The sequence below is a fragment of the Brevibacillus porteri genome, from assembly GCF_003013475.1.
In the GTDB taxonomy this organism is placed as follows: Bacteria; Bacillota; Bacilli; order Brevibacillales; family Brevibacillaceae; genus Brevibacillus; species Brevibacillus porteri.
Map to the genome: position 1 here is coordinate 32,099 of NZ_PXZO01000020.1, position 25,488 is coordinate 57,586.

The window sequence follows — 25,488 nt, forward strand, 5'->3', positions numbered from 1 at the left end:
AAGAACTACTTAAGGAGGCATAAATCATGGTTAACTATGACGCAATGGAATACCCATACCCATCGAAGCGTGTGACGACTTTTGCCAAGAACGGCATGGTGGCGACCTCGCAGCCACTGGCGGCACAAGCAGGTCTCGATATATTGAAAAAGGGCGGAAATGCGGTGGATGCGGCGATTGCAACAGCTGCGTGCCTAACTGTAGTAGAACCGACCTCGAACGGCATCGGGGGAGACGCATTTGCCCTCGTGTGGATCAAAGACGAGCTGCATGGACTGAATGCAAGCGGGCCTGCTCCACAAGGAATCTCCATTGAGGCATTAAAAGCAAAAGGTCTGGAAGAAATGCCGACCTACGGCTGGACACCTGTCACGGTACCAGGCGCACCTGCTGCGTGGGCCGCCTTGTCCAAGCGTTTTGGACGTCTTCCGCTGACAGAGGTTTTGCAGCCAGCGATTGATTATGCGGAGAATGGCTATCCGGTATCGCCAACATTGGCGCATTATTGGAATGCCGCACACAAAAAGTTTTCCCAGCAATGCAAAGGGGAAGAGTTCGCACATTGGTTCTCCACCTTTACGCCAGATGGCAAGGTGCCAAAAGCGGGCGACATCTGGAAGTCGCCGGGTCATGCTGAGACGCTGCGTCAAATCGCGGAAACAAATGCAGAGAGCTTCTATCGCGGAGAGCTGGCAGACCAGATTGACGCGTTTTCCCGGGAGTGTGACGGCTACTTGCGCAAAGAAGACCTAGCTGCCTATGAGCCGGAATGGGTGAAGCCGATCAGTGTCAACTACCGCGGCTATGATGTGTGGGAGATCCCGCCGAACGGGCAAGGAATGATCGGTCTGATGGCGTTGAACATTCTGAAGGGCTTTGATTTTGACGCAAAAGACACGACGGAAACGTATCACAAGCAAATCGAAGCGATGAAGCTGGCATTTGTCGATGGATTGAAATACATCACAGAAGAGAGCAAAATGAAAGTTTCCAAGGAAGCATTGTTGTCAGAGGAATACGCTGCCACTCGCCGTGCACTGATTGGTCATGAAGCCTTGACGCCGGAGCCTGGTCAGCCGAAGACGAGCGGCACGGTCTATCTGGCGACTGCTGACGGTGAGGGCAACATGGTGTCCTTTATCCAAAGCAATTACATGGGCTTTGGTTCTGGGGTCGTTGTGCCGGGGACGGGGATTGCCATGCAAAATCGCGGTCATAACTTCTCGCTGGACCCTGCTCATGACAATTGCTTGGAGCCAGGCAAAAGAACGTTCCACACCATTATCCCGGGCTTCTTGACGAAGGATGGAAAAGCAGTGGGGCCATTCGGCGTAATGGGTGGCTTCATGCAGCCACAAGGACACGTACAGGTGGTCATGAACACGATCGACTTCCACCTCAATCCGCAAGCTTCGCTCGATGCACCACGCTGGCAGTGGATGGAAGGAAAAACGGTGGAGTTGGAGCGTCATTTCCCGGACCATTTGGCACAAGCCTTGGAGCGCAGGGGCCATACCATCAAGTGGGCGCAGCTCGGCAATTACTTCGGGCGCGGTCAAATCATTTGGCGTGATGAAAATGGTGTGCTGAGTGGTGGTACTGATATGCGTACGGATAGTTGTATTGCAGCTTGGTAATGAAAGAGGAGAAGGGAAGAGGATCCAAAAGAGCCGAAGCGATGCTTCGGCTTTTTGCGTTGGAACGAGAAGACCCACGAACCGCTATTCTTTAACCTTAGATGGAATTGACGATAGACAAGATTTTTTCGTCCCTTTCTGAAAAGGGATCTGTTCTCGTCTCGGGGCTAAGATAAAATATCAAAACGTTTTTTGCCGCAAATATTTGCGGTATAACCATGTTCAATTTTTCCGTTTGGTTAAAGAAATCCTCCAATCCCTTTTTGGCATCTTCTTCTGATGCAAACACATAAATGTACAGGGGATTTCCGTTCACTGCATATTTTTCAGGGGATTGACCGTTCAGGACAAAGTAATCTGCGTTTTCGGATTTCGTCAAAGGCAGTGTGTTCGAATCAAATGCTTGAACAACGGCTTGCAAGGTGATGTTTTCGACCGGTTTTTCATTGCACCCTGAGAGGAAGAGCAGTGCAAGGAGTAGTAGAATTTTCTTTTGTACCATGATTTTACCTCCGATTCTATCCAATTCGGCGAACGATTTGATTTGGGGTGTAAATTATCTTCTCCGAAAATATAGTATTTACAACTTGCAGAAATATTCATACAATTGGTATAAATTCCAAAAAAAGGAAAAAGAGGTGTGAGTCATGAAGAGAAAATTTACTAGCTTAGGTATTGCAACGCTCTTATTGATTGTTCCTATTCAGTCTGCACTTGCTGATTACTGGCAGGGAGGAAAAACATGGGGAGGGACTACGGTATATGAGTTTGATTCCTCCGTATACAACTACTCCTATGACTACGAGAATGTTTATAACCAAGCCATTCGTAATTGGGAAGGCATTTCATCAAAGGTTAGCTTTGTTTCACGGACGCATGAGAATTCAGATAAATACTATGTAGGAGAAACGAGTGTTCAAGGGTTGTTAGGAAGGATGGACCCGTATAATGGTACTCGGATGGCAAATATTAATGGTAATTGGAGCTCCACCAAAGTTCATATATTTCACAACAATATGGACGCGTTTAATATGAACGAAGCTGAAAGAATTTCGAATGCTACACACGAAATTGGACACAGTCTGAAATTGGCACATCCTGTTGGCAACGTAACTTCTGTTATGAAACAAGGGATACAAAGTAGAGGACCGAGCTCCTATGATAAGACAGAATTAAAGAATAAATGGGGACAATAGAAAAGAGAAATAATATAAAGTCAAAGGAGAGGTTTTTGGATGAATCTGAAAATGAATCGATTGTATATGAAAATAGCAATTGGAATCATGTTGACTGCCATCGTTTTTGTGTGCGCAGCTTTCAGCACCTTTTCCAAAAAGAATGAGCCAATGGAAACAATCTCTTTAGAAGCACTTTATATGACATATGAAAGTGCCGAGGAGTTGGATGAAGCAGATTTAATTCTGATAGGGACTCCAACCTCTGACTTTTCAGATCGAGAACATAAGACCAGTTATTATGAAGATGGTAGTTTGCAAGACTTTTATACGTTAACAGAGATTGAGATAGATAAAATTATTAAATCTCCGAATGACTTTGATTTAGAAGAATCTGAAACACTTTCCATAATAGAACCTGTTGGTATGATCGAGTTAGATGGAACGAAAAAAATCACGATTGATGAATATAAAGAAATGGAACAAGGTGAGAAGTACATTATTTTCTTGAACGATAATGGACATGGACAGTACAGTGTAATTAACAATGATTTAGGAAAATTTAATTTAGATTCAAAATCAGCAAAAAGTGAAAAATCACTGAGCAAAAATTCAGGGATTACGTTAAAAGAAGATGTTCTAGAAAAATATAGTGAGTTCATTGAATAATTTCGGGAAAAGAGAACCGAATAGAAAAGAGAGTAGAGCCGAAGCAGATGCTTCGGCTTTTTTTATTTCCCAGTAATGGAATGGACGAAAGGTATGTAGTTCTTCATGCCTGTTTCTTCTTGTGACTATTCTGTGCTGTTCAGAAACTGTTTAGATGTTCCTAGTAGAATGTAGAAAATGGTCAGATTATGTCATTTTTGCGTATAGGAAACCCTTTATGTTGGTTTGAAAGTCGCGGTATAAAAGATAGGAGAAATCATTTTGGATGAATAGCATTTTAATTGTTGATGATACAGCGTTTACGAGACTCGTGCTCCGTCACATGTTTGAGAAATTAGGTGTTGAGGTAGTTGCAGAAGCTGATTCAGGGGAGGAAGCTGTTAGAAACTATTGTTTGTATCGACCGTCACTCGTCATGATGGATATTACCATGCCGGGCATGAACGGTTTGGCTGCTTCCCGAAAAATCATGGAGCTGGATAAGGATGCGAAGATCATTATTTGCTCCGCAGTTGCACGACGCGACACTGTCATCAAAGCGATCCAGGCAGGTGCACGTGATTTTATCGCAAAGCCCTTACAGTTCGAGAGGATTGAATGGGCTGTTCAAAATTTGTTGGAATCAGATACTAGGTGAAACAGAATAGCTGTGGTGTTGCGTGAAGGCGGAGCTTTCGCTAGGGTACATGGAAACTGGGATGACTCGTAGCGAGATTCGTTTGTTGAAAAAAGAGAAAGAGAAGGTTCGGCGAAAAAAATAGTGTAAAAACATGAAGAAGAACAGGGAAAAGCTGCCGTATAGGTATCTGTCCCTGTTCTTCTTTTTATATGGCAGGGGAGCGGAGACATCTGATGGTCTTTTTGACTTTTGTTCAGAATTTGTTGAGATGATCCTAGTAGAATAGGAAAAGCTACATGTCGGGGGTCTTTGTGCCTACGGAAAATGAAATTTGTAAGACAGTAACTTTGGTTGGTAGTGAAATCGGGAATATATTACTATAATAAAATAATCCAAAAGATATAGATGGATAGGATAGGAGATAGCGTTTTGGATGAATAGCATTCTGATTGTTGATGATACAGCGTTTACGAGACATGTGCTGCGCAACATGTTTGAGTCGTTAGGACTACATGTCATAGCGGAAGCTGATTCAGGAGAGGAGGCTGTTAGAAATTACTGCTTGTATAAACCATCACTCGTCACGATGGATATCACCATGCCCGGCATGAATGGTTTGACTGCTTCACGCAAAATCATGGAGTTGGACAAGGATGCCAAGATCATTATTTGCTCAGCGGTGTCTAGGCACGATACCGTCATCAAGGCGATTCAGGCAGGTGCGCGGGATTTTATAGCGAAGCCACTGCAGCTGGAGCGAATCGAATGGGCTGTCCAAAAAGTGCTGGGAACAGGGGTAAATGTTCGTCAGGGAGATAGACAGGGGAAACAAATAGCTGAGGTGTTAGTATGAAAGTTTTGATCACAGGTGGTTATGGGTTCATCGGTTCTTTTGTCGCAGAGAGATTTAATAAGGAAGGCTATCAAGTATTTATCCTCGACAATCTCAGTTCAGGCAATCAGAGGAACGTCACATTTCCGCATAAGGCATACGAGCTGGATGTAGCGGATAAAAAATGCGATGAAGTATTTAAAAGCAACAAGTTCGATGTCGTCGTACATTTAGCGGCCCAAGTAAGTGTTGCTGCATCCATGGAAGACCCCCTGCTGGATTCGAATACGAATATTCTTGGACTCATGAATATGCTGAGGCTATCGAGCAAATATGGCGTGTCCAAATTTATTTTTGCGTCATCAGCCGCTGTTTACGGCATGAATGAAAATACTCCTTTACACGAAGATTCAGTGTGTGATCCGGTATCTGTTTATGGAATAAACAAGCACATCGGTGAAATGTATTGCCGCAAATGGGCGGAAATGTATGGCTTGCGAACGGTTGTCTTTCGCTTGGCGAATGTGTATGGCCCGAGACAAAGCGCAGTCGGGGAAGGCGGCGTCATCTCTACTTTTTTAACCCAGATCAACCATGGAAAAGAAATAGTTTTGCACGGGGACGGCAGTCAAACGAGAGATTTTATTTATGTAGAGGATGTAGCTGACGCCATTTTCCGTTCCGTTACCACGGATGATACCGGGGTGATGAATTTGTCTACCAATCAGGAAAGCAGCATTAATGAGCTTATTGACATTCTCGGGGCGAACCAGCAGCTCCAGGGAATAGTGCGAAGGGAAAAGCGCCCAGGAGATGTAGATAAGTCGGTTTTGGACAATACGCGGGCAAAGAGAAGACTAGATTGGATCCCGATGTATTCATTGCCGGAGGGGCTAGAAAAAACGGCGCAGTGGTATCAAGAGACCCTCGCAGAGAAAGAACAAGAGCAGGAAAGCGAAGCGAAGAAAACGATCAATTGGCTCCGCTCATGGGATGCAAGGCCGTACATTGAGAACATTCTCGCTTTTCTTGTGGTGGTTTTCGCTACAGTTGGAACGGTTAACAGTGGTGTTTTTGATCTCAAGCTGATTTACATCGTGTTGATAGGCGCGATTTACGGAACGAAGCAATCGCTCTTGTCTGTCATCCTGGCCTGTGGACTTTTCATCGGAGAAAGCCTGCATAACGGGCGCGATGTCGTATCGCTCTTGTATGACGCCAATGCTCTGTTTCATATCGCTGTCTATTTTATTATCGGGATTGCTGTGGGGTATTCGATCGATAAACGCAACAGGGACATACTGTCTAAGGAACTGCAAAAGCAAGCGCTGGAAGACAAGTATGACTTTTTAAAAGACATTTACAACGATGTCCTGATGGTCAAGCAAGAATTGCAGCAGCAGATCGTGAATTCGGAAGACAGCTTCGGAAAAATCTACAACATCACCAAGGAGCTGGACAGCCTCGAGCCGGAACGCGTATTGCAGAAATCGGTCAAGGTGCTGGAAAGAATCATGAAGTCCGATGAGATCGCAATTTATACGATGAATCAAAATGGCTCCTTCTTGCGATTGATGGCTAAATCAAATAAAGCGGGCTTTGATCTGCCACGCTCGTTGAAAATGAGTGAGCATGCTTATCTTACTGAACTAATGATAATGAAGAAGATCATCGTGAATAAAGAGCTGCGTCACGACATGCCTCTTATGGCAGCTCCCATTTTTGACAATGGCAAAATGGTGGCGGTCATAACGCTGCAACAACTTGGATTCGAAAATTTTACGATGTACACCCAAAACCTTTTCCAGGTCGCCGTTCAATTGATCTCTTCCGCATTGTCGCGTTCACTTCGTTTCTTAAACTCCACACAAAAGGATCGCTATCTAGAAGACACCTCCATCCTGATTCCAGCCTATTTTTCGGCTATGTTGAAGAACAAAAGGGACGCCAAGCAACAGTTGAACACTGACTTTACACTCTTGGCAGTGGACGCTGCGCAAATGGACCATCATACGCTCTCTTCCTTTATCGCCAGCTCTCTGCGCGAAGCGGATTATATGGGAATGGACGAAGCAGGAGACATCTATATCATTCTCTCCAATTCAAACGAGCAAGAAGCCAATATCGTGATTGATCGGCTTGGTAGACTCGGCATGGCAGCGAGAATTGTACAGGAAAAAGACCAGGATCGCTTCTCCCTGAGGGATGGCGCCTATGCTTAAGTTTGTCTTCCTCCATGTATTGGTGACTGTTTGTTACAGTTTGATGCAAAGCCACGGCCGTAATAAGCAAATGCTGATCGTGCGAATGCTAGTCGCTGGCTTTCTTCCCATTTTCGGTCTTTTATTATTAGCAATTACCGATGTGTACAAGCGCACATCGAAAAAGAATGTGAATGAGTTAATGCTGGAGAGCGATTTGTTGAAGCTCTCGGAGGGATCAAATATTTTTCGAAGAACGGACATGGAAAAGGAAATGAACATCGTTCCAGTTGAGGACATTCTGTTTTTGAATGACACCAGCACGCGGCGAAAGATGCTGATCGATGTCCTGAAAGAGCAGACCATTTGGCAGATCGGCACATTGGAGACAGCCCTGCAAAACGAAGATTCGGAAACGGTTCACTACGCAGCAGCCGCTTTAACGGAAATGCGACGCAACCTTCAGCTTCAGCTGCAGGATTTATCGGTGAAATACGAGGAAAACAAGCAGAATCTTGAGGTTTTGCGCGCCTACGCAGACGTATTGAAGAAGTACTTGGACAGTCCACTTATTGATCAACGAACCTATGTGAAATACAGCTATACGTATTCCTTTGTGCTGGAGTCTTTATTGGACATCTATCAGGAAGAAGAAAGCTATTTTGTGGACAAGATCAATTGTGAGCTAGTGAACCAGTCCTATGAAAAAGCCGCACAGTACTGTCAATTGTTTCATGAGTATCATCCAGAAAGCGAACAGCCATATGTCATGTCGCTAAAGCGATTCTTTACGATCAGAGACCATGCAGGGTTTGCGGCAGAAATGAATCGATTAAAAGGCTCGGCGGTTAAAATCTCTCACGCTACGCTGATGATGATTCGCTACTGGAACACCCTAGAAGCTGATGAGCAAGACAGTACTTGGAAGGAAGTCGCTGCTGCACAGGAAACAGGTACGAATTCGAAAGAGATGAGCGATACAAAATGAGAATGACAAGGAACAGGAGAAAGAAAAGAGACAGGGAAATGGATCGAGAATGGAGCCAGTCGAGGTCCAACGACATTCCTGTGAAAAAAAACATCTACCTCATTCTGATCTTTGTGGCGATTCTGGGGATCACCATAGAAGCTACCCGATCACAGTTCATCCTCCAGGTGAGCAGTAATAAATCGGGAGGCTCGGGAGTGCAGACTGACGAGCCGAAGCAAAACGCAATCAGCCAGGAGGAAATCGCCAAGCTTGCAAGGGAGCGGTTCCTCGTTCTGCATGATTCCAAGGATGAGAGCAGTATGGCAATCGCGAGGAATGTGGAGCAAGTGCTACGGTACATGAAAAAGGAGTACGATCTCGCAGACATTAAGCAATTTTCGAAGCCCGATCCCCAATACATGACGGTCATTGTCACTGTAGAAAATCTGGGCTTGCTAGCCGATCTGGATGCAATGATGCAATATGCGCACAATGGGGGAAATGTGTTCCTTTCTCGTACGCCTGAATACAATGACAGTTTATATCGCATTTACCGAAAGCTAGGGATCAATTCCATCGATCTCCCCATCGTGACAAACGGCATTCAGATGAGATCCAATCTCTTGATCCAAGGAAAAAATGCAAAAATCGGGGGAGAGTCCATTGTTAATTCCTCGATTCCCGTAGAGCTGGATAGGCAAGCGAAGGTACATGCTGTTTCTGCCGACAATATGCCACTGCTATGGGAGGCTCAGCATGGACAGGGAAAGTTCCTGGTCTATAACGGGACAAATATGCAATCTGCCATGAACAGAGGACTGATTGCTGGTGGCATCAGTTTACTGAATCAAGATTTCATGTACCCCATTTTCAATATGAAAATCACGTATATTGACGACTTTCCTGCTCCCTTTCGCCAGGGAATCGAGCCGAGTATTTACCGCGAGTACCGCAAAGATATTCCCAGCTTCTTTCGGGATGTGTGGTGGCCCGACATGATCAAGCTTGCTGCTGATTACGATGTGACCTACACGGGAGCGATTATCAAAACCTACAATAACCGAGTTTCCGCCCCCTTCGCCGATGAGGAAGGAACAGATTCGAACAATCTGATTACGTACGGCAGGGATTTGGTGAAATTGGGTGGCGAATTGGGCATCCACGGATATAATCATCAATCGCTGGTTACTGATCAAGCGACAGCGAGCCATTACGAGTATAAGGCTTGGCCTGATGAAGCAAGTATGGCCGAGTCACTTTCGTACCTGAACGATTATATCAAGAAGGTCTTCTCGTCATATGACGTACAGGTGTATGTCCCGCCTTCCAACGTGTTGGGAGCCGAAGGGCGTCGAGCGCTGAAAACGTCCTTCCCTGATCTGAGAGTCATTGCCTCCTTATATGCGGAATCAGACAGCACGCACGAATACATCCAGGAGTTTTCCGTGGCCGAAGATGGCATCGTAGAGCTGCCGCGTATTACCTCGGGATACAGTCGCACAGACATTCATGATTGGTACATAGCGAATGCGATCACATCCATCGGTGTCTTTTCCCATTTTGTTCATCCAGACGATGTGTTGGACAAGGAACGAAGCAATAACAAGTCGTGGCCGGAATTGGCAAAAGACTTTCAACGTATGATGGAAGAGCTTTACCAGCACTATCCATGGCTGCGCAGCCAGACTGCTTCCGAAGCTGCAGCAAGCCTTGAGAGCTATTTGCAGACGGATGTGTATATAGCGCATACGGATAAAAAAATGACAGGATACATGAACAACTTCTCCGACGAAATGTATTACATTTTGCGGACAAATAAAAAAATGACGAGCTTAGTAAATTGCACGGTAGAAAAAATAGAGGAAGGCGCCTATCTCGTACGTGCAACGGGTGCAAAATTTGAAATAGGACTGGAAGAGTAAGCGATGAAAATTTGTCTGATTGCCGAAGGATCTTACCCTTTTATTACAGGGGGTGTCTCTAGTTGGATTCATTCCTTAATCGCTAGCATGCCAGAGCATGAGTTTATCATTTATGCGATTGGTGCAGAAGAGAAAAATAGGGGGAAATACGTCTACCAGCTCCCCGCGAATGTGGTGGAAATCAAAGAGGTATTTCTGGATGCCTATCTCAAAGAAGATGCTGCACTGGGCAAGCGTCTGGGGCTAACTGAGGATGAGCAGCAAGCGGTGCTTTCGTTGCTTGATGGCAGTAAGGGCGACTGGCATGCTCTTTTTTCCGTGTTGTCGGGGAGTAAGGTGCCATCCGTAGCCGAGTTGCTTACAAGCAAGGACTTTTTCGAGGTAATCCAGCGGCTTTGCGAGCAAAAATACCCGCAAATTCCCTTTACCGAAATGATCTGGATGATTCGCTCGATGGTGTTGCCACTATGTCTAGTCATTCAAAACGGCATGCCGCAAGCGGATTTGTATCACAGTGTTTGTACGGGATATGGCGGTGTAGCAGGGAGTCTCGGGAAGTATCTGCATGAAAAGCCGTTTTTGCTGACGGAGCACGGAATCTACACCCGCGAGCGGGAAGAAGAAATTATCAAGGCAAACTGGATTAAGGGTCACTTTAAAGATATTTGGATTGATTATTTTCATAACCTTTCTGCATGTGCCTACTCTTATGCGGATGAGGTAATCACGTTGTTTGAGCGAAACAAGGAAATTCAGATTGAGCTAGGCTGTGATCCTTCCAAAGTATCAGTGATCCCAAACGGTGTAAAAGTGAGCGATTATGTAGACATCGTGGAGGAAAAAAAGAACGATGCAATAACGATTGGCGCTGTCGTCCGTGTGGTACCCATCAAGGATATTAAAACAATGCTGCACAGCTTCGGGCTCGTCAAAGAACAAGTGCCACACGCACGCTTTGTCATCATGGGTCCGACGGATGAAGACGAGGAGTACTACACAGAATGCCTGCAATTGGTCGAAAGCCTGCAACTGGAGGATGTGACGTTTACGGGTGCGGTCAATGTGAAAGAGTATCTCGGAAAAATGGACATGCTTGTTTTGACCAGCATCAGTGAAGGACAACCGCTCGTTATTTTGGAAGGAATGGCATGCAGAAAGCCCTTCGTCACAACGGACGTGGGAAGCTGTCGGGAATTGTTGTACGGCAATGGCGACAACTATGGCAACGCAGGGATAACGGTACCCGTCATGCATTTTACTCAAGTTGCTCAAGCGATCATTACGTTATGCCAAAACGAGCCCATGAGACGGCGAATGGGCAGATGTGGCTTCCAGAGAGTATCAGCTATTTACACACATGAGAATTTCTTGGCGGGATATCGCAATATGTATCGGAAATACGAGGTGTAAGAAACATGGCGGGCATTGGCTTTGAACTGAAGAAAATGTTTCGGAATAAAGGGTATTTGTCCAGTGTGAAGGCGTATGCATTTTCTTCGTTGGTCACAGTCGGACCGATGCTGATTTGTATGGTAATGATTACGGTGCTACAGCAAATTCTTCTTCAATGGAATGTCAGCTATTTGGAAAGGATGTCTTTTTTAGCAGCTGTCGTTTATGCATTCGTGTTTTCTCTGTTAATTACCTGCGGCTTTTCCATGGTCATTTCTCGCTATATCGCAGACAAAATTTACTTGCGTGAGTATAACGACATCATTGCGTCTTTGTATGGAGTTATCGCTGTTTGTCTAGGTTTGGGGGGAATTCTCGGCGGTGCCTTTTACTGGCTCGCGCCTCTACCGTCTGGCTTTAAGCTCGTAGCCTACCTTCTTTTTGTGGAACTGATCGTCGTATGGCTGCAATCTGCCTACTTGTCCGCATTAAAGGATTATATGCGCATCATTCGTGGGTATTTGGCTGCTGTTGCCGTTACGCTTCTGGCTGCTTTTCTGCTGTTGAATCTGACTGAGCTGGAAAAAGGAATCGCGATGCTGATTTCTTTGGATCTCGGCTTTTTTACGATGATCGTCCTATCTATGCTTCATCTGGAGAGTTTTTTCCCAAAGCGGGAGAGGAATTATTTTGATTTCCTGAAGTACGTGAAAAAGTACCCAAGTCTGCTTGGTGTGGGTCTCTTTTGTTCTCTCGGTTTTTATGTGCACCATTTTATTTACTGGCTGGGGAGTCCGCTGCAGGAGATCGTGGCGGATACTTACGTGATTGCGCCTTTTTACGACGTGCCAGCGTTCTACGCTTCCTTGAGCATATTGCCTACCATGGTCATGTTTGTGGTATCTGTGGAGACTGCTTTTTACGAGAAGTATCGAGCGTATTACGGAACGATATTGGGCACAGGCTCGGTGCAGGATATCAAGCGGGCGAAAACTGACATGATTCAAACGTTGATGCAGGAGCTCAGCTTCATGATGGAGGTGCAGCTGTTCTTTTCCTTCGTTGCACTGGCTTTAGGCATTACGCTGCTTCCGCACATCGGTTTTACGTCCGATCAAATGGAGCGGTACAACATCTTGGTCATCGCGGGATATTTGTACGCTGTTATGTTTGTGATCGTGCTGATGTTGCTCTATTTTGACGATCGGAAGGGGGCGTTTGCGGTGACAACCTTATTTCTCATCAGTACCGTTGTCATCACTATAGCGATGTTGCCCCTTCAAAACTACGGTTTTTCATTTTTTATTGCTTCGTTTCTTGCACTGGTAGCCGGTCTCGGCAGGCTGATCTATTACTTGAAAAATATCGATTATTACACCTACTGCCTACAGCCGCTCTTTGTCAAAGGAAAACGAATGGAATAGACGGGGATGTATAGATTGAGGAGGACATAGGTTGAAGAAAAAACGATTCGTACTGAGCCTGTTCGTTGCATTAGGAGTTGTATCGACTGGTTGTACACAAGATGCGCCTGAACAGCCAGTGTCAGACAACTCGCCAGCAACGAATCAGGTGGCGTCAACTCAGCAGATGAACGAGGATCTGATTGAAAATAGAAGCGTATACGATCAGGATGTTGATGGGAGCATTGTCCATTTATATGTGACGGTAGTCAACGAAGAAAATTCGAAACTGAAAACGACCACCTTTACGGAACTCAATCTAGCTCCTAGTGGACGGAATGAAAAGGGAGAAGATCTCCAGGCCAAAGTCATTATGCAGGAAGGGACGGCGGAGGGGCCAACCCAGGGGTACTTTGGTTTTGGCGAGTCGAGAGCGAACGGAACGATTGAGCTGCGGGGGGAATCGAGCAGAAGAGCGGAACAAAAATCGTACAAAATCCGTTTGTTCGACAGCGCCGGATACTGGCGGGATCAGCGCAACATCAACTTAAGTAAGCATAAGTCTGACATGACGCGTGTTCGACAAAAGCTTAGCTTTGATTATTTCGAGCAAATGCCAAATATGACCAGTTTGCGGACGCAGTTCGTTCAAGTAAAAATCAAGGATTTGACCAAAAAAAATCCGGACCGAGACTTTGTTGATTACGGTTTGTTCACTCAAATTGAACAGCCAAACAAAACATTTTTGCAGGCACACGGATTGGACCGAAACGGAAATTTGTACAAGGCAATTGATTTCGAGTTCCACCGTTACGAGGAACAACTCAAGCTGGCAACAGACCCTACCTACGATAAGAAAGCCTTTGAGAAAATTTTGGAGATCAAAGGCAGTGAGAATCATGAAAAGCTCATTTCGATGCTGGACGATCTTCACAATCCTGCGATCAATACGCAAGACTTTTTGGACAGGCATTTTGATCGGGAGAACTACTATACATGGCTGGCATCCAACCTGTTGATGGGGAATCACGACACGGCTGTTCATAATTTTTACTTGTACAGCCCTAGCAACTCCAACAAGTGGTATTTCCTACCGTGGGACTATGACGCATCGTGGGGATTTTTTGAAGAAGAGCTCAAGCGAAGCCCGGAAAAAGGGCTTGGACAATGGCAGTTTGGCATTTCCGACTACTGGGTGTCGAATTTGCATCGCCGCATCTTTAAAGATCCCGAAAACATCAAAACGCTTAACGAAAAGGTTGAGGAAATCAGCAAGATCATTACGAAGGAGCAAACGGAAAAATACTTGAAGAGCTATTATCCGATTGTGAGTAAATATGTGCTGCAACAACCTGATTTATATAACTTACCGCTGGATGTCTCCTATTTTCACAATGAGCAAGCACTTCTATCTGGTGAACCGGAGCGTAACAAAAAGAGGTACTATGAACGCCAAGAGAATCCGATGCCCTTTTTTATGGGGGAGCCAAGAAAAGAAGGAGATAAGCTCATTTTTGCCTGGGACCATTCCTATGACCTGCAAGGTGACGATCTGACCTACGACTTTACCGTCAGTTACGATCCTGCGTTTACGAAGATACACGCGCAGGCCAAGGGGCTGACAGGGGTCCAATACACGATAAACGATCCGGGTAAAGGCCGCTTTTTCTGGCGTGTGATTGTTCGGGACAGCAAAGGGAACACACAGACGGCATTTGACAGGGTAGAGTCCGAGGATGCGCTTTATCATGGGGTGAAGGAGTTCGTATTGAAATGAAAGGAATACAGAGCACGGGCATCCAGCTCGGCAACAAGCGATTGCGGCATGAGTTGAAGTATTATCTTCGGGTGAGTAATTACGAGCCGCTGCGGCAGAGATTGCGTCTGATCGCGACTCCTGACCCTTATTCTGTGAGTGAGGAAGGGTATCATATTCGTAGCCTGTACTTTGACGACTTTCACGACACGGCTCTCTATGAAAAAAACTACGGGGTTTTTCAAAGAAAAAAGTATCGCATTCGCATCTACAACAAAAGTGATGCAGTCATCAAAATGGAGCGAAAGAGCAAGTTCGGTGGATACATTTGCAAAGAATCAGCGTCGATCACACGAGATGAGTATGAACTGATTTTGGCAGGCGATGTTGAGTTTCTGCGAGAGACAGAAAGTGCTGTGCTTCGAGATTTTTATTTATCGTGCAAAAATCATCTGTTTCGGCCTCGCGTCATTACGGATTATGTTCGAGAGGCGTATTTGGTGAGAGAAGGGAATGTCAGAATTACGTTTGACAAGTATTTGAAGGCAAACGTCAATTCACTCGATATTTTTGACGAAAACATCATGATGGTCAGAGCCATTCATCAGCCCATGATGATCATGGAAGTGAAGTACGATCAATTCCTGCCGTTCAATATTAGACATTTGCTACAAAACCTGAGTAATCAGCGATCGGCTATCTCCAAATATGTCATTTGCAGAGAGGAGACCAAAAAATACTATAATCTTTAGTGTGAGGAGAAGTCGGGAAACTATGGATACTACCAATACGATTAATTTTCAAGATATCATCAAAAAAAGTGTCTTAAAAATGGATCAATTTGCCAGCATCTCGATCATTGATACCATCATAGGGCTTGTGCTATCGGGATTGCTAGGTTTGTTCATCTACTATATTTACAAAAAGACGTTTCGCGGTGTTGTCTATACACATACCTTTAACATTACGCTGGTGGCAATGGCGATGCTTACTTGCCTGATTATCATGACGATTAGCACCAATATCGTGCTCTCTCTCGGGATGGTCGGAGCGTTGAGCATCGTGCGGTTCCGTACTGCTATTAAAGACCCGTTGGATATTGTTTTCATGTTTTGGTCGATCTCGGTCGGTATTGCGACGGGAGCGGGTGTGTACCCGGTTTCCGTCTTGGGATCACTGGTGGTGGCTGCTGTCATTGTCGTATTATCCAAGCGGCAAATGAAAGATGTTGCCTATCTGCTCATTATCAACTATCACGATCAAGCCAATGACGGGGTTAAATACCAGTTGAACAAACTGAAATACGCCTTGAAGTCAAAGACCGTACACAAAGAGATGGTGGAATTGATCGTGGAAGTCAAAATCAAAGGAGATAATACGGCATTTGTTCAAGATATTTCAGAGGTAGAAGGTGTGAAGAACGTATCATTGGTAAGCTACGATGGCGATTATGCACCATAATGATTAGAAGAAAAAATCCCTTTCTGACTCCTATACAGGTGGTCAGGAAGGGATTTTTTTGATGGATCAGTCTCGTACTTGGACCGTACCTAACGTATATCTTCCGTCCGAGCGTTTGCCTTCCATGGCAAATTGAATGCCCGGCTCTTCTGTATGGGGATCGAGGATTGCTACACAGAGAGTGTATGTTCCTTCAGGAAGATTATCCGGAATTTCCAAGCTTTGCTTGACGGTTTTCTTGCCGGGAAGCCATTTGCGGATGTCTTCGTCCGTGTTGGTCTTGGTTACGATCTCACCGTCTTCATCCGCGAGTGACAGCTCGAGAATCCACGGGAAGTAAAATGGAGCAGCACCGCGGTTTTGCCAATCCATCGTCACAGCGAGGCTGTCTCCGGGCTCGACTGCTTTTGCATGTGTCTCTTTGGTGATGGAGAAGCGGTAGCCAATCGTGTTTAAAAAGCGGTCCAAATATTCTTGTTGATCGCCGTCTTTTTCGAAACGTACGGGTGTATTTGGGCCAAGCCAGCTAATATGCGAAGCTTTGGCTTGTGAGATTACCTGGTTAATCGAGGAGCGAGTAAAGTAGCTAGTCAATGAGTCGGATGGAGAGAATTCTCCGCCGCTTGGCGCATACTTCCAAAAGTCGGGCATGGCAGGCATTTTTTCTTTGGTCAGCCAGGAGACGTAGCCTTTCTGTATCCAGGACAGGTAGCTGTTTGTATCTTCTTTATTGCCGAACATGTCGTTAAACAGCCCCAGTCTGTACTCCTTGGCAACTGGGTGTGGTCTGCGCATCAGCAGCATGGGATCAGGGAAGTTATCTATATACGGTTGTACGTACTGATCCGTGATTTCTGTTGCAGGGAAAGGAATAGACGTGTCGGTGTGCCATTCTCCCCAGTGACCGACGCTTCCCAGTTGTATGAAAGCAATGCGGGGATCGTCCTTGTAGCGCTCTCCCAGAGCGTCAATCAATTCCTTGTGGTACTTGATGATCAATGGATTACTGTAGTTGGGACTGTAGCCTTTGCCATAGTCGTTTCGATACCACTCGCCATCATCAAAATGGTCATTGTCCCCGCCGATCTCGTTGTATAGCCAATCCGGTATTTCCATGTCCGATTTTTTATCAGGAAGATCCATAACGATGCGGAGGATGAACTTGACGTCTTTTTCTGTCCATTCTTCAAACCGGATCGTATCTTCGACCTCATCAAAAGCATAATCTCCTTTGGTTGGCTCGAGCATCCTCCAGGTTAGATTGGCATAGACGAGGGTGTGTGCTTGCTCATGATTACTCGTCCGTGAATCGGGAGCCAGTCCCATATAAGGGTTTTGTAGTACGTCTTGGGATTGCTTTGGCGAATAAGTCGCCGTTCCATAACTGGAGGCGGCGGCAGAGGAAGGTAGAATGCAAAAAGCAGCGAGAAGTACGCTGTATAGACCACTTCGGATCTTCATGAGTGCCCCCTAGATCTAGTGAGAGAGTATCATTACTTTTGTTCTGTCTCCTGTTTCCATATGTGATACCAATTGGTGATATGTTCGTTTACAGTAGAGCCGAGTTCAATCTCCCATCGAGAGGTCAAGAGTTGATACTGCTCTTCTACAGCCGCTTGATTATCCAAGGAAGCGTACAACTGCATCAAGATCATGTAGCTGTCTTCTTCAAGCAGGTGCAAATGCTGAATGCGTTGGTTGACGTTGATCGCCTCTTGGACTCTGCCGTGTCCCAAATAGAAGCTGCTCATTGTTTTGGCGAGCTGCAGCCACATCCTGCGGAGTCTTTCTCGCTCGTACTCTGCCCACAAATAGTCGTAGTCTCCGAAATAATCACCCGTATACGTCGCGAGCACTTGCTCATACTTTTGCATATTGGCAAGAGAGAGGGGCGGTAACTGTTTGAGACGATTCTCCCATTCTTCCACATCGATCGCAGCTGAATCGATCGTCAGTTTATAGCCGCCTTCTAAATTGCCTTTGTTGATCGATATCGTTTGGAGACCATAGCGTTTCAAGGTTTGCCGGATGAGGTAAATCGTCGTATATAGCTGGGTTACGCCTTTGCTTCCATCATAGTCCGGCCACAAAAGCTCGATCAGCGAATCTTTGTCGAGCATCTTATTGCGGTGATGCAACAAATATGCAAACAGCTCGCGGGCTTTATTCGTGCGCCACTTGATCTCTTGCGGCTCCTGATTCGACTGGTGAAACAAAATACTATTGAAGCATTGGATAGAAACGAATGATTCTTCTTTAACAGGCTCGGCTTCTTGCGCGGACTTGATTCTCTCATGCAGTCGGTCCATTGTCTTTTGCAAGCGTTGAAGTTGTACGGGCTTCATGATGTAATCCAGCGCGCACAGCTCAAAAGCATCAACGGCGTACTTATCATACCCCGTGACAAATACGATCTCCGGAGAGTTATCGATTCCTTGCAGACGTTCTCCGATCTCTAGTCCACTGATGCGTGGCATATTAATATCTAAAAATACGACATCTGGTTGAAGGGATATTGCTTGGTCGATCGCTTCGAGAGGATTGGTGTAGGCTCCGACTACCTTAACGCCGCCAACATCTTTTTCTAGCAATCGTTGCAGATGCATCAAGGGTAGTTGCTCGTCGTCTACCAATAAGGCTCTCATCCACTGTCTCTCCTTCAAAAAACGATAAAATGCAACAGATTGTCTTACGAGTCTGATTTATCCATACTCTCTACTCTATCATCAAAAGAGAGGTTATCCAAATCTTTACGATGGAAGGAAATGTGAATTTTTAGCAAGTGATGGAGGTCAGAACACGCTCCAGCTCGTCAAATGATACAAACCGGGCTTGCCGAAACACTTCTTTTCCAACCACAAACAAGAGGATCGCTGGAGCAGTAAATACGAGATACTCCCCAGAAAGGGTAGGTATTTTTTCCATGGATACCACCATGCTTTTCACTTGTGGAAATTGTTTCAGCCGTTCTACTGTTCTTGCGTAGGTGACATCGCAAACACCGCAGTTTGCCGTTTTTATAAACAACAGACTAATCGGATGACGTTCAATCTCTGCAAGTAGTTCAGTCAGTTCGAGATACTCCTGAACGGTTCGGTACTCCCACCTTTCGTCGCCGTATTTTTCTACTAGAATAGCACAAAAAAAGTTTGCCTCATGAAGCGACAACAGATGTAATCTCCGAGGAAATGAAAGCGCTTTTCCAAAAAACATCCAAAAAAATTGGATATTATTGCAACAAATTTCCCTGATATGGAGTCTGTAATGGTGAAATTTTCCTCAAAAAGCAGGAAGGAGGACATATGGTGTTATCTTGGTATGTCATCATTCCCATTCTTTTCGTAATGGCAGTCGCTATGTATACCGACCTACGCCGCCGTCTCATTTACGACTGGCTGACGCTTCCGGGAATTGTATATTTTCTCGTTCTGCATGCATACCTTCATCCAGAGAAATGGCTGACTTATGCGATGGGAGTAATTGTGCTGGGAGGAATTTCATTACTGATGGCGGTGATCAGCAACGGTCAGATGGGCGGAGGAGATATTAAGCTGCTCGCTTTGGTCGGCGCAGCGGTTGGATGGCAAGCGGGGTTGGTCGTGCTCATGCTTACGTATTTGCTTGCGGGAGTCAGCGTGCTTCCTATGTGGGCCATCGCCAAAATGACAGGCAGGATGAAGCTCGGGCGAGAGATCCCGTTGGCTCCATTTGTTGCGGGTGGGACCAGTCTCATGCTGGTCATGATCATGTATTCCTAGTGCCTTTCTCATAAGGTTTTCGATTTGGAATATTTGGCAATAAAACGACAGTGTATGAACATGAATGGATTTTTCGAAAAAGAGAGGGAATCTTCTGATGTTGGAATCAAAACGTAGGGCAATCATTTTCCTTGTATTATCGTTCCTACTTGCTGCACTTGCGGGCTTTCTGTTTCTGCAAAAAATCAAGGATTTGAATGCGCAACTGGGCGAAATGGTGGAAATATACGAAGCAAATGCAGATATTCCATCTCGGGCACTGATACAACCCGATCAATTGACGGTAAGGGAAATCCCCAAAAAGTACGCGGATGATTCGTACGTCATCGATAAAGCTAGTTTGAAAAATCAAGTCACGATCGTTCCCTTGTCAAAGGGAGACATCATCACGAAAAACATCATGAAGCCAGCCAATGTTGTACGGGACCAAAACAACAGGCTCGTAACGGTGTTTACATCGAGCAATGTCGTCTTCGACCAGGAGCTGGAGGCGCTAGACCGGGTGGACGTCATCATTTCGCATGAGGAAAACGGGAAGCCCGTGACGGAAGTGTTCATGAAAGACGTGCCAGTCGCCATGGTGGCCAAATCGGAGAACAGCTTCAAGGGGGTAGCTCTCGAGCTGCCGTTCGAGGAAGCGCCGAAATTCATTCACCAGCAGCATTATGCTCAGATGGTTCGCATTTTGAAAGCGAATGTGGGCAAAGGGGACTTGGGTATACCCGATCCGTTTGTGGAACCCAAGCCGGAACAGACAAAACCGCCTGGCAAACCTGCTGAAGCGAAATCTGCGACACTGCCTGTCACACCACCGGCAGCAGGGCAGCCAGCCGTACAGACACCACCGACAGTTCCGGCCCAGCCTCCAACGAAACCAACTTCGGTACCACCGCAGCCAACTAATCAACCACCGAAAACCGGAGGGTAAGTCATGAACAAAGATATGAAGATTCTCGTCGTTGCGGATTACGACTCTGTAAAAGACATGCTGAGGGACATTTTGACTCCGTATGAGCAAGTACGCTACACGACTTCCAGCGAAGTGAAAAAAGAAATTGACCGGATTGGACCGGATGTCGTTTTGCTTGTGCAGCCGGAAGACGGAGCAGGAGTAGAGCTGGTGCAGTACATACAAGGAGAGCTTCCGGAGGGCATCCTCATTTATCTCACAGAAAAACAAGATTTTGTCCTGCTGCGAGATGTTGTCCGCGCGGGTGCGGTGGAATACATCGTGATGCCCGATGAGCTGAACCTATTGTCCGATCGTCTCGACAAAATATCAGATTTATCCCAGATCAAACAGAGAAAAAAGGGCACGGATGCATCCGGCAAAGCTTTTGTGCGAGGTCGGGGAAAGGTGTACTCCTTTTACAGTGGAAAAGGGGGAAGTGGACGAACGCAGCTGGCAACGGGCTTTGCGCAAGCATTGAAGCTGGAATCTACGGCCAGTGTGCTGCTCATCGATCTCAATCTCCAATACGGTGGAATCGAAACCTTCTTGTCATTTGACAACAACCGTACATTAGGAGATCTCATGCCGGTTATGGATGAAATCAACGAATTTCATATTCGCAATGTGGCCCAGCGGGAGGACCATTCCAAGCTGGAGGTGCTGGTCAGTCCGCGTGATGCTGAGACGGCGGAGAATATGTCCGAGGCATTTGTCACCAGGTTGATCCGTGCTAGCCGCCGCAGTTATGACTTTGTGATTATCGACCTGCCAACGCATATGAACGAGCTTACCTTTGCCGCTTTGTCAGAGTCGGACATGATTTATTACGTGATGAATCTGGACACACCGTCCGTTCAAATTTACCGACTCGTGGAAGACTTGTTCCGACGTCTGCGCATTGATACCGCAGGCAGGCTCGAAGTGGTCGTCAACCAGGTAGGAAGGGATAACGAACTGAATGTATCTGATTTGAAAGGATTATTCACTGCACCGATTACTGCTGAAATCAGCAGAGATCATCAAGGCGTGCAAGCGGCTGTCAATCAAGGCCGACCGTTGCAAAAGGAAGCGAATGAGAAGAAGCTCTCTCCTGCTGCGAAAGACATCCGAAAATGGGTACTCAAGAAACTGTCATAAAGAGCAAGTTCAAAAAGGTGGGAGTTAGATGGCTTTATTCCGACGAAAGCAAGAGCAGACAGCGCCAGGGGATGAGGCAAAACAGACGACACTCGCTGCCACATTAGCAGCTCCTTCCTTCAATCCGTACATCGACGAGCTGGCTGAGCATTACAAGACCCGACTCTTGCGGGAGACCAATCTGGAGAGACTGACCAGCCTTCGTTCAGATGAGATGCGCCTCGCAATCGAACGTCTCGTCTCCCAATACATGTCGGAAGAAAAAGTAGTCATTCCGCGAAATGAAAAGGATATCCTGCTGACTCGTTTGATCAATGAATCGGTGGGGCTTGGTCCACTTGAACCGCTGCTCGCCGATCCGGAAATCACGGAGATCTCGATTAACGGACACAACCTGGTATACGTTGAGAAACGAGGAAGGCTGGAATTAACCGATTTAAAATTTCGTGACGAGGAACATTTGCGGCATATCGTGGACCGGATTGTGGCACCGCTTGGTCGACGAATCGATGAAAGCTCGCCGATGGTCGACGCCCGTCTGAAGGATGGAAGCCGCGTGAATGCCGTCATCCCTCCGATCAGTCTCAATGGCACACTCGTTTCGATCCGTAAATTTCGCAAAGAGCCGTTCTTGATGGATGATCTGATGCAATTTGGTTCATTCAGTGAAGCAATGTCCCAGTTCATTCAAGCCGTGGTGGAAGCCAAAATGAACACGCTCATCTCTGGGGGGACTGGTAGCGGAAAGACGACATTGCTCAATGCGACAGCAAAAGCCATTCCGCACTATGAACGTGTCATTACCATTGAGGATTCGGCCGAGTTGAAGCTAACTCACCCCAACTGTATCGGGATGGAGGCACGTCCGCCCAATATGGAGGGAACAGGGGAAGTCACGATCCGTCAGCTCGTGCGAAACTCCCTGCGGATGAGGCCAGACCGCATCATCGTCGGGGAGGTACGGGGTGCAGAGGCATTCGACATGCTTCAGGCCATGAATACTGGGCATGAAGGATCACTTACCACTGTCCACGCCAACTCACCACAGGATGCTTTCAACCGTTTGGAAGGGATGGTCGTCATGGCCGGGATGGATTTGCCCTCTACGATTGTCCGTGAATATATCGTCAGTGCGCTGGATATCATCGTCCAGGTCACACGCCTGTCAGACGGAACACGTAAAATCGTTTCGATTTCAGAAGTAGCGAAAACGGAAGACAAACGGGTGGAGGTCAACGAGATTTTTCGTTTCCAGCGGAAGGGGATCGGCGCGAAAGGGGAAGTCCTTGGCTACTTTACGGCAACCGGGGTCATCCCGCGGTGCTTGGAGAGGCTCCAAGTTTTTGGAATCAATCTGGATGAATCCATATTCAGGGCGGAAGGAGGGAAGCAACGTGACCATGCCCATTCTGTTTAGTCTCGCGGTGTTGTTTGGCATCTGGGGCATCTACGAGTATCTCGGTTATCGGGCCAAGAAGACCGAATGGAAAAAGAAAGCGGAAGAATGGTTCGAAGTGAAGGGAAAACGAAAAAGCGTCGTCATCGTTTGGGGAGATAAATTTGACCAGACGCCCTATGCCAAAGAAATCCAAAAAAAGCTGATCAAAGCGAACTTTCCGCTTGCTCCCTCGGAGTTTTACGGAATTTTGATCGTAGGTACCATGGTGCTCGCCTTCTTGCTCAGTAACATCGTGAATATTTCTTTTCCTTTTAACATTATGATCGGGGCAGTGGTGATGTATCTCATACAGAACGTGCTGTTCTTTGTCCGACGCAACAAGTACCAGGAGCGATTGAATGAACAGTTGTCCGAAGTGTGTCGCCTTTTGGCCAACTCGCTGCGTGCAGGTCTTACGCTCTCGCAGGGGATCTCACTGGTAGCCAAGGAGATGAATTATCCCGCTGGTGATGAGTTTAGTCGCATGGCGCGTGAGCTGCAGCTAGGCGTCAGCTTTGACCGAGCGCTCTCTGACATGGAAAAACGAATACCGACACGAGAATTCCGTATCTTTACTGCTACCCTGCTGATTCAACGGCGTGCAGGGGGGAATTTGAGCCAGGTGCTGCAAGAAATGGCGGAGACATTGGAGGATCGTCGCATCGTGAATCAGGAAATCAAGACGATGACGGCGGAACAGCGGTACGTCTCTATCTTGGTGCCGATCATGCCAATAGCCCTGGTGCTGATGATGAACATGATGAACAAAGGCTTCATTGATCCGTTGTTTTCCGGATTTGGTCTTTTTCTTCTGGGGTTGTTTGTAATCGGAACACTCCTGTCCTATATCCTCGTCAAGAAAGTGACCAACATAAAGGTGTGAAAACATGGATGCTCTCATAATTACATGCGTGTTCTTGTTTCTATTGCTGTTTGCGATCTGTCTGAAGGAGTGGTATCGCTACTCCATCGAGAAGCAAAAACTGCTCGCACATGTCCATGAGATGAGCGGGCACAAAAACTACGGTGTGCGCAAGCAGGAAACCTCATCCGAGCGCCTGGTCAAACGATTGCTTCGGTATGGAGATGACTATGCTGTCATGGGGCAGCGCATCAACTTTTTCAGTGAGTCGCATGAGGTTGAGGATTGGTTGCTAAGGGCTGGGCGGCCGCTAGATTTGACCGTCGCCCAATTCCAAGGGGTCAAAATTTTCATGGCTTTGCTCGGCATTATTGCCGGCACGCTGTTTTTCATTCTCCGCTTTCCCTTATCGCATCTAGGTTTGATCGCCTGGCCGTTGATTGGCTACTTTTTGCCCATCCTTCTGTTGAAGAAAAAAGCGCGCGATCGTCAACATCAGCTTCGCTATGACCTGCCAGAATTTCTCGACACCGTAAGCGTGACGCTTCAGGCGGGGGTGAGTCTTGATCAGGCTTTGCGCGAAGTCATCAAGTTTTTTGATGGGCCGATTCGGGAAGAGTTTTCCCGATTCAATCAAGAGCTGGATCTCGGTGTACAGAGGGAAAAGGCGTATGAACAATTGCTGCGACGCAACGACAATCCGGAGTTTCAAATGCTGATCAAAGCGCTCATTCAGGGGATGCGCCTGGGGGTGCCGATTGCCGTCACGTTCAAGGCACAGGCGGAAAACATGCGGAGAATCCGCAAAGAGCTGATCAAGGAAAAGGCGGCCAAGGCGTCGCCAAAAGTAACCCTGATCACCACGTTTATCGTGACTCCTACAGCGATTATCCTGATTGGCGGTTTGATGGTATTGAATATTTTGGAGAACGTCAGCTTGTTTTCCGACGTCATGCCATGATCCATGGCTTCACTTTTAGGAGGTGATGCCCGTCAGCGAGATGGGAGTGCACAGTTCTTTATTTTTTCATTATCCAAATCATGAAGGGAGTAGATTTTATATGAAAAGCATGATGCTGAAATGGTATGTAAAAGGTCAGGGAGCTCTTGGAAACGAAAAAGGAGCACAGGCGATTGAGTGGATCGCGTTGGCAGGTGTGGTCATCGCTGTGTTTGGTGCGGTTATCGCCTACTTTGATACCGACCCCGCACTCGTTGGAGAATCCATTGGGGATACATTGAGCAATATCATCAAAAAATTAGACGGAAATTAATCAACCATTGAATGCTTTATTGGTGATGAG

The 25,488-nt window shown here is 46.4% G+C and carries 24 protein-coding genes; 20 read left to right on the forward strand and 4 right to left on the reverse strand.

The features are described from left to right. Positions 1-26 precede the first annotated feature (26 nt). Entirely contained in the window at positions 27-1,637 is a 1,611-nt protein-coding gene (gene ggt / locus C7R92_RS12385; RefSeq protein WP_106834447.1) for a gamma-glutamyltransferase, read from the forward strand. 97 nt (positions 1,638-1,734) lie between these two features. Here the strand turns inward: ggt and C7R92_RS12390 are convergent, their stop codons facing one another. Then, entirely contained in the window at positions 1,735-2,139 is a 405-nt protein-coding gene (locus C7R92_RS12390) for a hypothetical protein (protein WP_069847431.1), read from the reverse strand. Positions 2,140-2,284: 145 nt separating this feature from the next. On the opposite strand from C7R92_RS12390, the gene C7R92_RS12395 reads away from it, so the two are divergent. The 12 genes from C7R92_RS12395 to C7R92_RS12450 all read left to right on the forward strand — a co-directional run bounded on the left by C7R92_RS12395 (position 2,285) and on the right by C7R92_RS12450 (position 16,037). Further along, positions 2,285-2,833: a hypothetical protein gene (locus C7R92_RS12395; protein WP_106834448.1), complete on the forward strand. Its 549-nt coding sequence runs from the start codon at positions 2,285-2,287 to the stop codon at positions 2,831-2,833. A gap of 39 nt (positions 2,834-2,872) precedes the next feature. Then, complete coding sequence (locus C7R92_RS12400; protein WP_106834449.1) at positions 2,873-3,481, forward strand: hypothetical protein; 609 nt, start codon at positions 2,873-2,875, stop codon at positions 3,479-3,481. 265 nt (positions 3,482-3,746) lie between these two features. Continuing rightward, complete coding sequence (locus tag C7R92_RS12405; protein ID WP_106834450.1) at positions 3,747-4,118, forward strand: response regulator; 372 nt, start codon at positions 3,747-3,749, stop codon at positions 4,116-4,118. Between the two features lie 415 nt (positions 4,119-4,533). Next, a complete protein-coding gene (locus C7R92_RS12410; protein ID WP_106834451.1) occupies positions 4,534-4,953 on the forward strand; it encodes a response regulator in 420 nt (139 codons plus the stop codon). Continuing rightward, positions 4,950-7,154 carry an NAD-dependent epimerase/dehydratase family protein gene (locus C7R92_RS12415; RefSeq protein ID WP_106834452.1) on the forward strand — a complete coding sequence of 735 codons (2,205 nt, stop codon included), beginning with the start codon at positions 4,950-4,952 and terminating at the stop codon, positions 7,152-7,154. The genes C7R92_RS12410 and C7R92_RS12415 overlap by 4 nt, the downstream gene beginning before the upstream one ends. Continuing rightward, positions 7,147-8,121 (forward strand): hypothetical protein, encoded by a 975-nt coding sequence (locus tag C7R92_RS12420; protein ID WP_106834453.1) that lies wholly within the window; start codon positions 7,147-7,149, stop codon positions 8,119-8,121. The genes C7R92_RS12415 and C7R92_RS12420 overlap by 8 nt, the downstream gene beginning before the upstream one ends. Before the next feature lie 38 nt (positions 8,122-8,159). Next, a complete protein-coding gene (locus C7R92_RS12425; protein WP_244195732.1) occupies positions 8,160-10,025 on the forward strand; it encodes a DUF2194 domain-containing protein in 1,866 nt (621 codons plus the stop codon). 3 nt (positions 10,026-10,028) lie between these two features. Continuing rightward, entirely contained in the window at positions 10,029-11,435 is a 1,407-nt protein-coding gene (gene pelF / locus C7R92_RS12430; protein WP_069847418.1) for a GT4 family glycosyltransferase PelF, read from the forward strand. A gap of 5 nt (positions 11,436-11,440) precedes the next feature. Next, positions 11,441-12,841, forward strand: a complete 1,401-nt coding sequence (gene pelG, locus C7R92_RS12435) for an exopolysaccharide Pel transporter PelG (RefSeq protein WP_106834454.1) — start codon at positions 11,441-11,443, stop codon at positions 12,839-12,841. A gap of 31 nt (positions 12,842-12,872) precedes the next feature. Continuing rightward, positions 12,873-14,597: a CotH kinase family protein gene (locus C7R92_RS12440; RefSeq protein WP_106834455.1), complete on the forward strand. Its 1,725-nt coding sequence runs from the start codon at positions 12,873-12,875 to the stop codon at positions 14,595-14,597. Further along, positions 14,594-15,328 (forward strand): polyphosphate polymerase domain-containing protein, encoded by a 735-nt coding sequence (locus tag C7R92_RS12445; RefSeq protein WP_069847412.1) that lies wholly within the window; start codon positions 14,594-14,596, stop codon positions 15,326-15,328. Before C7R92_RS12440 ends, C7R92_RS12445 begins: the two co-directional genes overlap by 4 nt. Positions 15,329-15,350: 22 nt before the next feature. Continuing rightward, on the forward strand, positions 15,351-16,037 hold the full coding sequence (locus tag C7R92_RS12450) for a DUF4956 domain-containing protein (RefSeq protein ID WP_017249677.1): 687 nt from the start codon (positions 15,351-15,353) through the stop codon (positions 16,035-16,037). A gap of 66 nt (positions 16,038-16,103) precedes the next feature. Here the strand turns inward: C7R92_RS12450 and C7R92_RS12455 are convergent, their stop codons facing one another. The 3 genes from C7R92_RS12455 to C7R92_RS12465 all read right to left on the reverse strand — a co-directional run bounded on the left by C7R92_RS12455 (position 16,104) and on the right by C7R92_RS12465 (position 19,205). Next, positions 16,104-17,498 (reverse strand): DUF4832 domain-containing protein, encoded by a 1,395-nt coding sequence (locus C7R92_RS12455; RefSeq protein WP_106834456.1) that lies wholly within the window; start codon positions 17,496-17,498, stop codon positions 16,104-16,106. A 32-nt stretch (positions 17,499-17,530) separates the two neighbouring features. Continuing rightward, positions 17,531-18,682, reverse strand: a complete 1,152-nt coding sequence (locus C7R92_RS12460) for a response regulator (protein WP_069847405.1) — start codon at positions 18,680-18,682, stop codon at positions 17,531-17,533. Between the two features lie 130 nt (positions 18,683-18,812). Further along, complete coding sequence (locus C7R92_RS12465) at positions 18,813-19,205, reverse strand: thioredoxin family protein (RefSeq protein ID WP_244195733.1); 393 nt, start codon at positions 19,203-19,205, stop codon at positions 18,813-18,815. A gap of 134 nt (positions 19,206-19,339) precedes the next feature. Between C7R92_RS12465 and C7R92_RS12470 the strand changes: the two genes are divergently transcribed. From C7R92_RS12470 to C7R92_RS12500, 7 genes are all read left to right on the forward strand, one after another. Further along, the gene (locus C7R92_RS12470; RefSeq protein ID WP_069847522.1) at positions 19,340-19,795 is read left to right on the forward strand and encodes a prepilin peptidase; all 456 of its coding nucleotides are present in this window, start codon (positions 19,340-19,342) and stop codon (positions 19,793-19,795) included. A 97-nt stretch (positions 19,796-19,892) separates the two neighbouring features. After that, the gene (locus tag C7R92_RS12475; RefSeq protein ID WP_106834457.1) at positions 19,893-20,723 is read left to right on the forward strand and encodes a CpaB family protein; all 831 of its coding nucleotides are present in this window, start codon (positions 19,893-19,895) and stop codon (positions 20,721-20,723) included. Positions 20,724-20,726: 3 nt separating this feature from the next. Then, a complete protein-coding gene (locus C7R92_RS12480) occupies positions 20,727-21,884 on the forward strand; it encodes a CpaE/TadZ family protein (RefSeq protein WP_017249683.1) in 1,158 nt (385 codons plus the stop codon). 28 nt (positions 21,885-21,912) lie between these two features. Further along, entirely contained in the window at positions 21,913-23,301 is a 1,389-nt protein-coding gene (locus C7R92_RS12485) for a TadA family conjugal transfer-associated ATPase (protein WP_106834458.1), read from the forward strand. Then, positions 23,279-24,205, forward strand: coding sequence for a type II secretion system F family protein (locus C7R92_RS12490; protein WP_106834459.1), 927 nt, complete (start codon positions 23,279-23,281; stop codon positions 24,203-24,205). The genes C7R92_RS12485 and C7R92_RS12490 overlap by 23 nt, the downstream gene beginning before the upstream one ends. Before the next feature lie 4 nt (positions 24,206-24,209). Beyond that, positions 24,210-25,145, forward strand: coding sequence for a type II secretion system F family protein (locus C7R92_RS12495; RefSeq protein ID WP_106834460.1), 936 nt, complete (start codon positions 24,210-24,212; stop codon positions 25,143-25,145). Between the two features lie 100 nt (positions 25,146-25,245). Further along, a complete protein-coding gene (locus C7R92_RS12500) occupies positions 25,246-25,458 on the forward strand; it encodes a hypothetical protein (RefSeq protein ID WP_056495066.1) in 213 nt (70 codons plus the stop codon). Positions 25,459-25,488 lie beyond the last annotated feature (30 nt).